This window comes from Fluviicola chungangensis (assembly GCF_007558725.1).
Classification (GTDB): domain Bacteria; phylum Bacteroidota; class Bacteroidia; order Flavobacteriales_D; family Crocinitomicaceae; genus Fluviicola; species Fluviicola chungangensis.
On sequence record NZ_VLPL01000011.1, the window covers coordinates 93,152 to 105,600 of the forward strand.

At 39.8% G+C, this 12,449-nt stretch carries 12 protein-coding genes; 2 read left to right on the plus strand and 10 right to left on the minus strand.

The window, feature by feature from the left end; genetic code table 11:
* Nucleotides 1-23: 23 nt before the first annotated feature.
* The 3 genes from FO442_RS17570 to asnB form a co-directional block, all read right to left on the minus strand.
* Nucleotides 24-566 carry a hypothetical protein gene (locus tag FO442_RS17570; RefSeq protein ID WP_144334522.1) on the minus strand — a complete coding sequence of 181 codons (543 nt, stop codon included), beginning with the start codon at nt 564-566 and terminating at the stop codon, nt 24-26.
* 87 nt (nt 567-653) lie between these two features.
* Nucleotides 654-1,529: an SRPBCC family protein gene (locus FO442_RS17575; RefSeq protein WP_144334523.1), complete on the minus strand. Its 876-nt coding sequence runs from the start codon at nt 1,527-1,529 to the stop codon at nt 654-656.
* Nucleotides 1,530-1,549: 20 nt separating this feature from the next.
* Nucleotides 1,550-3,448, minus strand: a complete 1,899-nt coding sequence (asnB, locus tag FO442_RS17580) for an asparagine synthase (glutamine-hydrolyzing) (RefSeq protein ID WP_144334524.1) — start codon at nt 3,446-3,448, stop codon at nt 1,550-1,552.
* 218 nt (nt 3,449-3,666) lie between these two features.
* Between asnB and FO442_RS18785 the strand changes: the two genes are divergently transcribed.
* A complete protein-coding gene (locus FO442_RS18785; protein ID WP_186280233.1) occupies nt 3,667-3,837 on the plus strand; it encodes a hypothetical protein in 171 nt (56 codons plus the stop codon).
* Between the two features lie 77 nt (nt 3,838-3,914).
* On the opposite strand, the gene FO442_RS17585 is transcribed toward FO442_RS18785, so the two are convergent.
* The 7 genes from FO442_RS17585 to FO442_RS17615 all read right to left on the minus strand — a co-directional run bounded on the left by FO442_RS17585 (nt 3,915) and on the right by FO442_RS17615 (nt 11,231).
* Nucleotides 3,915-4,991: a glycosyltransferase gene (locus FO442_RS17585; protein ID WP_144334525.1), complete on the minus strand. Its 1,077-nt coding sequence runs from the start codon at nt 4,989-4,991 to the stop codon at nt 3,915-3,917.
* Between the two features lie 45 nt (nt 4,992-5,036).
* Nucleotides 5,037-6,254, minus strand: a complete 1,218-nt coding sequence (locus FO442_RS17590) for a glycosyltransferase (protein WP_144334526.1) — start codon at nt 6,252-6,254, stop codon at nt 5,037-5,039.
* Between the two features lie 54 nt (nt 6,255-6,308).
* The gene (locus tag FO442_RS17595; RefSeq protein WP_144334527.1) at nt 6,309-7,241 is read right to left on the minus strand and encodes an NAD-dependent epimerase/dehydratase family protein; all 933 of its coding nucleotides are present in this window, start codon (nt 7,239-7,241) and stop codon (nt 6,309-6,311) included.
* Between the two features lie 2 nt (nt 7,242-7,243).
* Entirely contained in the window at nt 7,244-8,365 is a 1,122-nt protein-coding gene (locus FO442_RS17600; RefSeq protein WP_144334528.1) for an N-acetyl sugar amidotransferase, read from the minus strand.
* Nucleotides 8,366-8,474: 109 nt separating this feature from the next.
* Nucleotides 8,475-9,353 carry a glycosyltransferase family 2 protein gene (locus tag FO442_RS17605; protein ID WP_144334529.1) on the minus strand — a complete coding sequence of 293 codons (879 nt, stop codon included), beginning with the start codon at nt 9,351-9,353 and terminating at the stop codon, nt 8,475-8,477.
* Between the two features lie 83 nt (nt 9,354-9,436).
* The gene (locus FO442_RS17610) at nt 9,437-10,549 is read right to left on the minus strand and encodes a glycosyltransferase family 4 protein (protein WP_144334530.1); all 1,113 of its coding nucleotides are present in this window, start codon (nt 10,547-10,549) and stop codon (nt 9,437-9,439) included.
* A gap of 7 nt (nt 10,550-10,556) precedes the next feature.
* Entirely contained in the window at nt 10,557-11,231 is a 675-nt protein-coding gene (locus tag FO442_RS17615; protein ID WP_186280237.1) for a class I SAM-dependent methyltransferase, read from the minus strand.
* Between the two features lie 328 nt (nt 11,232-11,559).
* Here FO442_RS17615 and FO442_RS17620 point away from each other — a divergent pair, with 328 nt between their 5' ends.
* The gene (locus tag FO442_RS17620; RefSeq protein WP_144334532.1) at nt 11,560-12,447 is read left to right on the plus strand and encodes a class I SAM-dependent methyltransferase; all 888 of its coding nucleotides are present in this window, start codon (nt 11,560-11,562) and stop codon (nt 12,445-12,447) included.
* Nucleotides 12,448-12,449: the final 2 nt, after the last annotated feature.

Below are 12,449 nucleotides of genomic sequence, written 5' to 3' on the forward strand. Positions count from 1 at the left end.
AATTTTCAAGTTTAATTAATCATCTAATTTTTTAATTCTCCGTAAGGGAATTTAAGTTCTTTACAAAAGGCAATGATTCCTTTTCGCCCCTTTTCGGAAAGTCCGCCATCAATTGCATTTATTTTGGGGTCATAGTTTAAATTGTTGCAATCCATACAAATTGAAATCTGTACAATGGAAGAATGATCCTTGTAAAGTACCAATGCAAGCCTGGGTTCAAAACATCCCGCTGAATAGGTGCCAAAGGTGTTTTTACGTGAAAGCAGTGACAGAATCGTATTTGCCTGTTTCTGAGTCAGACCGATCTGTTTATCAATGGTCCAGGAGTTTTCAATCAGGACTTGTTCATGTGATCCGTCATAGGAATAAGCAATCAACTTGTTGAAATCAAGTTTGTTGAAAAAAGCATTGCCGATCTTTTTCGGATCAATGACCGGTGCGTTCTTTACGACATTAAACATGCTAAATTTATTAAGCCGTCCGATACTGTCGCGTTCGCGTTCTGCTTTTTTCCGAGGATCAATAGATTCTTCTTTTTCCGGAGTTATATCCTTGAAAGTTCCCATTGTTTTCTTAGAGTTCGTTTGATTGCCATTACATGACCAAAGCATTGAGAACGCTAGAAATATCAAGATAGATTTCATAAAAAAGATTTATTTTTCACTTAATTCTTTTACTTTTTCCAGGCTAAGCGGAAATTTCTTCTTCATGAATTCGATGTGTGCATCCGTAACATCCACTTCCACTTCCAGCTCGGTGGTATTTTCGTTAATTTCCACCAGACGATAAACTTCAAAACATCCGGTCCAATGCCTGCTTTCATTGTCAATTTCCAGCTCTTCACAATTTCGGACATTCCCCACATGTCTGAAAACTACCAGCGAATGTTCCTTAAAGAAGATCACATCACTGTACACCCCGTTTCCTTCAGGTGTCAGAAAGTGAACCCTGGAATTGAGCGCAATATCCCCTTTGTAGGATGATCCCTCTCCAAATGGGGCCGTCCAGATTTTATAACTTTCCATGTCCCATAACGTTTTCCACACTTTCTCTTTCGTAGCGTTGATATTAATGGAAAAGTGAAGTTTCTCAATAAGATGCAAATAATTCCGTAAAGAGGTTTTGATAATGGAATCCCAACCTTTTTGATAATTTTCAGGAGTAAAATCCGGTCCTGCTTCTGAAAAAGACTCGACTCCTTCGTGGATTAAGGTTAACCTGGAATGGTGATCATCAATCGGTTCTACAAGCCAGGTAACAATGGATGAACCCTCCGATTGTTCGGGATGCTCCCAGCTGTGAACAAACTTCCTGCCTTTTTCCAATTCAAGTACTGTGCAATGGTGCAAGTACTTCCGGGCCTCTGATTCATAAAAGTCAAAACTTTCACCTACCGTGGTGGTGAAGTGAGGTATGTGGAAATACCATTTTTTAAAATGTGAAGGATTGGTAATGGCGTCCCACAAATCACGTGCAGGAACGTCAAACTCCATGGTAGTTTTTACTGCTGTATTCTTCAAATTCTCCATAATCCCGTTTTATTTCGTTTTTATTTCCCCCATTTTTCATACCACATCAGGTATGAGAGCAGATACCATATTTTTACTCCAAATTCTTTACGACCGGCTAAAAAGCTTCGTTTTAATTTTTCGATTTCTTTCCAGTTAAAGAATCCGGTTTCAGTAATTTTTTCTTCAGACAGGTAGGTTTCAAGTAAATCCCGTAATTCATTTTTCAACCAGGATTCAATAGGAATTGCAAATCCCATTTTAGGCCGGTCCATCACCCTTTGAGGAATGTATTGATGAACAATTTCTTTCAGAAGCCATTTTTTGGAACCATCCCGGAATTTTAGTTCATCCGGTAATTGAGCGACGTATTCGATAAGCCGGTGGTCCAATAAAGGTTCCCGGCTTTCCAAACTGACAGACATTGACGCACGGTCCACCTTTTGAAGGATGTCATCCAATAAGTAGGTTTGATAATCCATTGCTTGCGCAAAAGCAAGTGAACTGTAGTTTTTCAATTCCTTGCTGTCGAAATAAGTGCTCAACTTTTTAAACGGTATTCTACAGATTTGGTTGATCTGATCCTCAGTGAATAATTGACTCACACTGAGCATGATATTTTGATCACTGGTATTGCGCAGGATCGATTTGGTTTTTTCATAGCGCTGCGCAAAGTTGTACTTGTTTTTGAATACGGGAATGGAATCGGCCGATACGAGATCCATTACTCCGGCCATGCTCTTTCGCGCAAATTCCGGGATTTTGTTCAGTTTTTCTCCATATTTGAGGATCATCTCATACCGGTTGTACCCCGCAAAAACTTCGTCTCCACCATCTGCACTCAATGCAACTGTAACTTCCTGTTTGGCAATTTTCGAAACCAGGGTTGTTGGGATAGCGCTCGAATCGGCAAACGGTTCATCGTAGAAATAGGGAAGCTGTGCAATCAGGTCGATCGCATCTTGTGCCGTACATTCCGTTTCGGTATGATTTGTTTGTAACAGGTCTGCAATTTCTTTGGCATACGGAGCTTCGTTTAGCCCGATATCCGGTACAGAAATGGTGAAGGTGCGCAAGGCTTCTGTCCGGTCTTTTTGAAGCAAGGCAGTGACACAAGTACTGTCGTAACCACCGCTCAGAAATACACCTACCGGAACATCCGAAACCATCCGGTATTCACATGCCGATTTTAAAATATTTTCAGTCTCTTTTTTTGCTTCTTCCGGGGAAATGACCCGTTTCGGTTTATTGTAATAATCGTAAACATTCCAGTATTGTATCGGAGTATATTTGAAGTCTTTCAGGGAAGTTTGAATATAGTGGCCGGGTTGCAATTTGGAACAATATTCGAAAATACAATGTGGAGTAGGAACACTTCCATACTGCAAATAAGCCTGAACAGCAGATGGATTGATCTTTTTGACGAAATCCGCATGTTTATGAAAAGCCTTTAGTTCGGAAGCAAAGAGCACTAATCCGTTATGCTGATAAATAAATAATGGCTTTACTCCGGCACGATCCCGCGCGATAAAGAGTTCTTCTGTATTCGAATCATAAATCACAAAGGAAAACATCCCGATGAAGCGGTCCAGGCATTTTTCTTTCCATTCCCCATATGCGTGCAAAATCATTTCGGTATCCGACTCGGCTAAAAAAGTATGTCCCAATGCTTCAAGCTCGGTTTTAACCTCGGAGAAGTTGTAAATCTCGCCATTAAAAACAATGGTGAATTCATTCCAGGTCATGGGTTGTTTTCCCAGCCCGGAAAGTTCCAGGATGGACAACCTTCGGTGTCCCAAACCTATTTTGTAATCGGAAGTTCCCAAGATAAATGTACCGAATCCATCCGGTCCCCGATGCTCCAAAGCATGCGTCATATCTTCCAGGTCCTGCTCTGAAGAAGCTCCGTTGAAGTCAATAAATCCAGCGATTCCGCACATATTTTTTTCTTGTTTTATTCACTTTTGCGTAGCTAGTAAAGATAGGCAAAAACAAGTTGATTTAATAAGTCAATTTGTAGGATTTCGCCTCATTTTTTTGTAAATTAACGATTCGGATCACGGTACTGTTAAAAACTCTTTTCATAAATCGGGAAAGCACGGTGTTTATTGAGAGAGGGGATTCTCTAACTTTCAATTCTCATTTAAACCCTTCAAAAATGGAAAACAAACAAAAATTACAGGAAGAAATCGCGGTGCTGGAAGCACAGTTGACGGGTGACATGTTTACAGATATGGACATCAAAGACAAAATTCACAACCTGAAAATGCAGGTAGAAGGTGTACGTCCGATGGACAGCTACATTGAATGCGTTGGTTGCGGTTCTTAACAATTGAACATTAATTCATTGAGAATTGAAAATGAGAATGTATTAATTGAACAAGTCTTCTTTTCAATTTTACATTCTCAATTCTCCATTAAAGTAAGGTAGTTTTCTTTCCAGACCTCCACACTCCATTTTTGCTGGATGGATTTAAGAGCCTGCTGTCCCAATTCCATTCTCAGTGTTTCATTTTCCAGTAATATACGCAACCCATTTTCCCATTCTTCCGTTGTTTCTGCAATGAACCCGTTTATTCCGTGTTGAATCATTTGGGTATTTACTCCAACCGGTGAAACGATAGGAGCCATCCCCAGCGCCATGTATTGTAAGGCTTTAAATCCACATTTTCCTTCCGACCAGGCATCTAAAACCAAGGGCATGATCCCGATTTGAATTACTGCCAGGTCTTGCATTTCGGTTTCCTGTTTCCAGTCCTGGTAAACCAGGGATTTCAATTCGTAATCCGGTTTTTTGTTGGAAATCACTTTAAATTGGAAATTAAATTCGGTTTCCAGTTTTCGCAAAATAGGAACGATGAAATCCAGGTAGTGCATGGTAGAATGTGTTCCTGTCCAACCGATCACGACGGGTTTTTTGTGGTGATCAACCCGAGCCGTATGTTGATTTTGAGTATCAATGGTTGTCGGAATGACTTCGACTGCCGAATTGAATCGGCGGGCATAGGTTGCCAGGAAGTCATTTCCCGCGCTTACTTTCGAAGCCCATCGTATGAGGTAGGGAACTTTCCAGTAACATTTGAGTTTTTGAAAACGTGCATTGGCCGAACTGTAATTGGGAATCCAAATTGCATCATCGAAATCGTAGGTGTATTTTTTTCGCATAACCTTTACCAATACCCATTCAAAGACCGGTGGTCCCAAATGGGTCATTTCCCGGTGCATGAAAATATGTTTGGCTCCGATTAAACGAAAAAGCAGGATCCACCGACGCAAAAAATTATAGTTGAGATCGAAGAACTTCTGGAGAAAAAGTCCTTTTTTGTACAACCGGTTCCAACTTTTGTGCGTGTGAAACGAATGGTAGTGGATTTCAAAACCGTGCTCTTCCCAAAAAGGGATGTATTGTTCGAACCGGAAACGCTGTGAAGGCGCTTCTCCTCTTGGATAAGGAGCAATGATATGGAGTTTTTTCAATTTCACTAAGGCAAAAGTGGGCTTTTTTTCAATACGATCTGCAAAGGTTGATTAACCGATTAAGCGGTCATATATTATAAAATAAGATTGGACTCCCTGTTCCAAACCAAAATACTCCTTTGCTCCCTGCATGGTTTTTTCGCGGTTAAAACCAGGGAAGTCAACGGAAAACGAAGCCAAACTTTCGTCGCTGGTATCGTTTAGTACAAGACCTGCATGGTAACGCGATACGAGTTCATCGGTGTCTCCAACTCCTGCATTGCAAATAAGCGGAATACCCATGGCCATGATTTCACCTTGCTTGGTTGGAGAAGATGCTTTCTTTGAAAAGCTGGGCCGGATAAAAAAGATGGAACAATCAAAAAGTGAAATGAAGCAGGGCACTTTTTGATGTTGAACGGAAACGATACGTATGGAATCAAGATGGATGTCCAGATCTTTTGCTTCCATTTGTATGATAGAAGGGGATTCTTTTGTGACGAAAAGAAAAATAGCATTTGGTTTTATTTGAATGATATGCTTGAATGCCAGAAGCATTTCACGCAGCTGATACCAGGTTCCGATTGAACCGACATAACCGACAACGAACCGGTCGGTCAGATGGTATTCCATTTTTTTCTGGTACAAGATATCCGGATCAATTCTTTGCGGATCAAACAATTTCAAATCCACGCAACAGGGAATCACCTGTATTTTTTCAGGAGTAACGGCTCCCAGTTTCCAGGATAAAATTTCCTTTTTGCCGATTTCAGTCAAGCTGACAATTGCGTCACTTTCGTTGAAGTAGGTTCGTTCTTTCTTTTTAAAATAGGAATAGATAAACTTGAAAAGCGGGTTTTTCAGGTTCCAGATTTTTCCTTCCACGCGTTCATCCGCCCAAAAACCGCGCATATCGAAGAGGAATCTCACTCCTTTTTTTTGCTTCAGCTTCAATCCGATCAATGCACTGATGTAACTTCTGCAATGCACCAATTGAAATTGTTTTTCCCGATGAAGAAGGAAAGCAGTTTTTTGCATTTTTCGAATATCAAGGATAGTTGATACAACGGGCGGATTTTTCGTGTAGATCAATGGTTTCCAGTCGATATTGTGTTCAAAACACAAATTTTCGATCTTATTTTTTTCCTGAGAATAGCGGTCCGGTTTTTCAAAACTGATCAGTGTGAATTGAAACCCTTTTTTGCTCAATCCGATCAAATAAGGAAGTACCTGGCTTTGTCCCAAAGGATCAGTCATCCCGTCATAAGACAAGTAAAGTACATTCTTCATACTCAGGTTTCAGTTAAATGTGTGTGACTAATTAACTTCGAATCAAGTTACGGCTTATCTCAGATTATTCAAAATGATCTCAATACCTTTTTCAAGGCTGGTAAACGGTCTTCCCAGCAATTGGTCCATTTTTGCGATGTCCGGTTGTCTCCGGGTCATATCTCCTTCTTCCAGCGGAGGTAAATGAATGATCCTGGACTGAGAATTCGTTAAGCGGATAATGGTCCCGGCCAGTTCCATAATGGTTACAATGTCCCCGTTCCCGATATTTGCCACGTCGTTTACAATCAGATCTGATTCCATTGCTTTCATGCAGGCGTCCAAATTGTCATCAATGAAACAGAAGGTCCGCGTTTGGGAGCCGTCTCCATAAACGGGGATATCCTTATTTGCAAGGGCCAGCCGAATGAACCTGGACATGACAAAGTCCGTACTTTGTTTGGGTCCGTAAGTATTGAAAAAACGGAAAATAGTATAATCCAGCCCATATTCCTGCTGGTAAGAACGGAAGTATGATTCACCTACATTTTTCACGACGGCGTAAGGTAAACGTGAGTTCAAAGGTGTAATTGTTTCGTGCTGCGGTAAATGAACAGGTTCTCCATAAACTTCGGAAGAAGAGGCGTAAAATACGCGTTTAACACCCGTGCGTTTGGACAGATCGAGAATATTGCGGATTCCATAAATATCTTCTAATACCATAATCGGGTTTTCCAATGTTCTCTTTACGCCAACAACGGCGGCGTAATGGAAGACGTAATCGAAATTATACAAACTGAAAATCGGCGCGATATCGTCAAAATTATTGACATCCCCATGAATGAATTTACAGTTTGGATGTTGTGGAATATTTTCTTTCTTTCCGGTCAGGAAATTATCTACCAGAACAACGAAATAATCCGGATTTTCCAGAAATCTGTCTGCCAGGGAAGACGGAATAAAGCCGGCGCCTCCTGTAATTAGAATATTTTTTTTTGACTGAGTCATTACTATTTTTTTGGAAATAAGTAGCGATATACGTTGTACACGAAAGTAATTCGCTTTTTTGAATTTGGAAAATCTTTATACGTTAAAGGTGGTTGTTTGAGAATGGAATCAAATTCTTCAGAAGAGATTTGCAGTTTTTTGCAAATGAAATTTTTCTCTCTCCCGACCGTTTCGGGATTATAAGGCAGTGATTTAAGCTGCTCCAGGGCTTCATCCCGTGTAATCTGGTTGGAACATATCTGGGTGGAAAAAGTAGCCAAACGATAATCAAAACCATATTTTACGGGCATAATATACGATTGCCAAAAACTGGTGTAACGGGATTCGTGATGCTTTCTTTCCGGAAACTTACAGCCTAATTCCTTTTCAAGAAGCAAACGTGCTTCATCTTTATTGTAATCAATGAAATTTAGAGGATAGCAGGTTTTAATTCCTTTGATCATTTTATAGTAAAATTCTTTCCAAAGCCCGAATCCCGGTATTTTTTTTCGTTTTACTTTGCTGAACTTCCGGACAATGTAACGGTAGAGTTTCATATCTTTCATGACATGATACCCCCATTGAAGCGGTAAGATTCCTTCGGAAGAATAGTTCCCCCCGGAAAGAATGGTTTTGATGCCGTGTTTTTCTGCAATCTGGTGCAGGGCTGCAGGAATAGCCAAATCACTCGGAATTTCAATATCTACAATGGATGATCTCAAAAAAGCCAGTTGAATTTCCCGGAATTCAGACCAATCCAAAACCACCGTTTCCAGGTCAAGTTCCAATTTTTCGGCGACAGTCTGAATGTTTTGAACGGCCAATTCGGTGTCCCATCCATTATCCAAATGGACAAGCAAGGGATTTAAACCATTGATTTTTGCGTAATATGCTGTGTAGCAGCTATCGACACCGCCACTGATTCCAATAACCGAATCATACGCTTTTTGATTGCCTTTGGATTTGATCCGGTCAATCAGATCCCGAACACTTTCTTCATTTTTCTTCGGATCTGCAAACAGCGGATTGATCCTTAAAATATAATCTGTGCAATGATTGCATGTGCCATCATCATAGAACACAATATCCGGATCACTGGTATCCATTACGCACCTTACGCATTGTTGATATGGGGAATCAAGCATCTTACAAAATTAACAGCATCTCTTTACGAAGAGATGTTTTTTGACAGTAAAAAATAAGTGGGAGCAATGAATGAACATTTGACAAGATCAGGCGAACGTTTGGAATTTTTTAAAAAATCAAATGCTTTAATGTTGCCCAAAAGACGCGTTGAAAAAAAACTAATGGATGCTGTTTTGATGCTTTCCACACGTAAGTCACCGCCTTTTTTTTGTGTCGGTTATATGCCAGATCAACAGACAAAACAAGATAATTCCTCATGAGGAAATATTTTTTGGAGGACCCGATCATAAAGGTTGTTTCCGGATTCGAGAGTGCAAAATGAATTAGCGTGAGGAATCGTTTTTCCAAATCATGTTGTCCGGACATGGTACGAACACTTCTTCCTTTGTGTTCTACCAATAAATTTGTCACAGTGTCAACACAAGTAAATCGGTATTTGCTTACTAAACGCAGCCACAATTCATAATCTTCACTGGCGGACAAATTCCGGCATTCTTCAAAAGGATTCGACAGTGCAATATCGCGTTTGACGATAACAGATGCCGTTCCGAAACTATTGCCTTTCAAGATATCTGTTCGAATGTCTTTTTTATGCTTTATCCGTTTTCTTTTTTTTGTTATGGGATTATACAATTCATAATTCACACGTATAATATCCGGCAACTGTGCTGTTTGAGCTGCATCATGAATCGTTTCGCAATGATGAGGTAATGCCAAGTCGTCCGAATCGAACCAGTTGATGTATTTTCCAGTCGCTTTTTGCATGCCGAAATTTCGAGCTTTAGCGCGTTCACCATTGACGATTTTATAATACACTATCTTCGGACTTTGAAGTGAACACACGACCTCCTCCGTATTGTCGGTACTTCCGTCATCTACAACAATGATTTCGTAATCCTGAAATGATTGATCTAACAATGATATCAGTGTTTTTTTTATCAAATGTGCACGATTGTATGTGGGGACTATAATTGATAAAAAGGGCATTTTAGTAGCGTAAAGAATTGGTATTCTAAAATTAAACTTTTTTTTAAAACAGTATTCATTGAGTTGGAAATAAAACGCCTGCTCTAGTCCGGCTTGTATATTTTTAACAAGGAATCCAGGTACCTTTTCATGGAGAACATGTCGTTTATCTTAGCTTGGAGCTCGGGATCATTCACTTTTTTTGTGCTTGTTTGATTCAGCCAATAGGATATGCCTTGAAGAATTTCTTCTGCATTTTTAAAAGGAACTACATACGCGTTTTGTTTATGAATAACGATTTCAGGAGCTATTCCGGAGAGTGTAAAAACAGATGGTGTATTGCTCATAATTGCTTCCACATAAGTTTGTCCAAAGGCTTCACAGGAAGGATTTACAGGTACGTGAACATAGACATCGAATAAACTGTAAATGTCAAATACAGCCGGTTCAAAATCGATAATTTGTTTGTTTCGTTCAGGAATTTCACATAGCGTGTCCCATATGGAATCCATGGAAGTGTAATGTCCGCCGAAAAGACAAATTTTGGCGTTCGGATGAGATTTTAATAATTGGGTAAAAGCCTGTAGAGTGTAGTAGGTTCCTTTCCAAGGGACGTTTCTTGCAATGACACCAATCAAGGGATACTGGTTTTCCGGGTTGTATTTTTTTCGTAAATCAGCGATAATTTGGGGATCTGGATTTGCAAATCTGGTAGTATTAAAACCATGGTATATCAAATGAATTTTGGAAGCAGGTACTTTTTGTTCAAGTAAGAGGTGTTCGATATTCCTGGAAATAGCAATAATATCGGTTGCCAGTCGGTTTTGTGTAAAATCAATTATCGCTTCTTTCCAGTTCCATTGGAGCGGTTTTCCGGAATGCCGTGTGTAAATACGCTGTTTGATACCGCTTAAGCTTCCGGCGATTAATCCGGTCCAATTTGCATGAGCCAAATGGCAATGGATGCAGTCGGGTTTCATATTGCGGAGTATTCTCCGGATTTGCATTATCGAACGGGTAGATCGTAGGATTGAGGGACAGGAAATATGGTAGACTGGAATCTCCAGTGTTTTCAAAAAGGTAGACAGAGCACTGTTCTTGCTGTTAATCAAAATGAAAGAAAGTCCTACGTGTTTACACAGTTGTTTTGCTGTTAGTTCAAAAAAAACGGCTTTATCGATATCGGAAATAATATAACAAACCTTTTTTCGTATCATAGTAAAGCTATTTTTTGATGTAATAAGCTTTCAGTGTCATACCGGTATTGGTCCACGTAAAAAGTTTATTTAGAATCGTTTTTGTCATATGAAGGGGCCACTTCTTTCCGATGTTTTCCCGCAGCTTTTCATCCGCAGAAATTTCGTGTGTTTTGGCTACGTTTCCAAGTGATTGTTGAATCCGCGTGAGGCTGATTCCTGTTGATAAAAATTTCATTTTTCGGAAAGAGTGTCCGGAGATGGCCGCAGATAGCGTTTTTTTTGTATAATAAGTGAGATGCTCCGGGTACTCAATCACATTGTAATTTTCTTTCAGGTAGTAGCGCATGATCGAATTGAAATTCGGAGTAGTACAATAGAATAATCCACCGGTTCTCAGGAACGAACTTATGTGTGCTAAATCTTCCCTGGGATTGTTGATGTGTTCAATGACTTCAAAGGAAGTAACGACATCAAAATATCCGGATTCGAAAAGTGTGGCATTCAATTGACCGTGCTTCATATTGATCCCTTTTTTTTCACACAATTCAACCGCTGTCTCCGAATATTCGGTTCCATAGACTTCCCACCCGCGTTTTTTTGCTTCAATCAAAAACCAGCCCCTTCCACACCCTGTGTCAAGCAGACGGTTGCTGGATCGGAAAGGTTCTAATTCGTCTAACAGGTCGGAATAACTTTTCATAGTGGAAGGTGAAATACTTGCATGACTATCGTATGAATAAGCGGAATAGTGCCGATTGAGTTCTTCTGTACTGGGTATTTTTTCTGCAAAAACCAAGCTGCATTTTTTACATTTGACCAACGAATGACGCTCGTAATACCTTGTTAATGGCTTGAGAGCCGTGGAAGAACAAAGAATGCATTGTTTGTGAATATCCATTTTGGAAGTGCAAATTTCCTGTGAAAATAATCAAACTTATTGGTGACAGGTATTCTCTTTTGTGAAATATCGCCGGCAAACAGATATCCCGAAACCGATTATTTGTAAGTTTATGCCGAATTAACAAACGATGAAGGTAAGATATTACATAAACAGAATTGCATTGATTCTGAAGGAAGGTAAAAACTATGTGCGAAATTCCAGTTTTCCGGTCGGACATTATTATTCACCGATAGTTAATTTAGCGGAATACAAAGAGGCACTGGTTTATCAGGTTGAAACAGATGCTTTGAGAAATATAACATTCAATGAATCTGAACAACTGGTTCTGCTTGACCGTTTTTCTGTATTCAAAAATGAAATTCCGGCATGGGATGGAGCAGATGGGAACCGCTACAGATTAGACAACGGTTGGTATCCTTCTACTGATGGTATTATACTTTATTCTATGTTACGCGTATTCCAGCCAAAGCAAATCATTGAAGTGGGTTCGGGATATTCTTCGGCCCTGATGTTGGATGTAAATGATCGCTTTCAAAACCATGAAATCCGTTTTACATTTGTTGAACCGAATCCTGATCGCTTGCATTTGTTATTACGGGACAATGACTGCAAACATGTCCGGATTTTGGAACAAGGTGTACAGCGTGTTCCCTTAACAGATTTTGCAGCGTTGGAAGAGAATGATGTGTTGTTAATCGACAGTAGTCATGTGTCCAAAACAGGATCTGATGTAAATTATCTGTTCTTTCAGGTGTTACCGGTATTGAAGCCGGGAGTGATCATCCATTTGCACGATGTATTTTTTCCGTTCGAATATCCGGCTGATTGGATTCTTAGTGGACGCAATTGGAATGAAATTTACCTGTTACGGGCATTTTTGCAAAACAATAATGACTATGAAATTCTGTTTTTTACAGATTTCATGAAACAAACTCATGGCGATCTTTTTGCAGAAAAAACAGGGATTAAGTACCCACTGAACGGAAGCAGCATTTACCTTCGGAAAATTCATTGAAC

Excerpts from the sequence above, each read along its gene's own strand:
- FO442_RS17570 (WP_144334522.1), bottom strand. The coding sequence starts at position 566 with ATGGGAACTTTCAAGGATATAACTCCGGAAAAAGAAGAATCTATTGAT.
- FO442_RS17575 (WP_144334523.1), bottom strand. The coding sequence starts at position 1,529 with ATGGAGAATTTGAAGAATACAGCAGTAAAAACTACCATGGAGTTTGAC.
- asnB (WP_144334524.1), bottom strand. The coding sequence starts at position 3,448 with ATGTGCGGAATCGCTGGATTTATTGACTTCAACGGAGCTTCTTCAGAG.
- FO442_RS18785 (WP_186280233.1), top strand. The coding sequence starts at position 3,667 with ATGGAAAACAAACAAAAATTACAGGAAGAAATCGCGGTGCTGGAAGCA.
- FO442_RS17590 (WP_144334526.1), bottom strand. The coding sequence starts at position 6,254 with ATGAAGAATGTACTTTACTTGTCTTATGACGGGATGACTGATCCTTTG.
- FO442_RS17595 (WP_144334527.1), bottom strand. The coding sequence starts at position 7,241 with ATGACTCAGTCAAAAAAAAATATTCTAATTACAGGAGGCGCCGGCTTT.
- FO442_RS17600 (WP_144334528.1), bottom strand. The coding sequence starts at position 8,365 with ATGCTTGATTCCCCATATCAACAATGCGTAAGGTGCGTAATGGATACC.
- FO442_RS17605 (WP_144334529.1), bottom strand. The coding sequence starts at position 9,353 with ATGCCCTTTTTATCAATTATAGTCCCCACATACAATCGTGCACATTTG.
- FO442_RS17610 (WP_144334530.1), bottom strand. The coding sequence starts at position 10,549 with ATGATACGAAAAAAGGTTTGTTATATTATTTCCGATATCGATAAAGCC.
- FO442_RS17615 (WP_186280237.1), bottom strand. The coding sequence starts at position 11,231 with ATGAAAAGTTATTCCGACCTGTTAGACGAATTAGAACCTTTCCGATCC.
- FO442_RS17620 (WP_144334532.1), top strand. The coding sequence starts at position 11,560 with ATGAAGGTAAGATATTACATAAACAGAATTGCATTGATTCTGAAGGAA.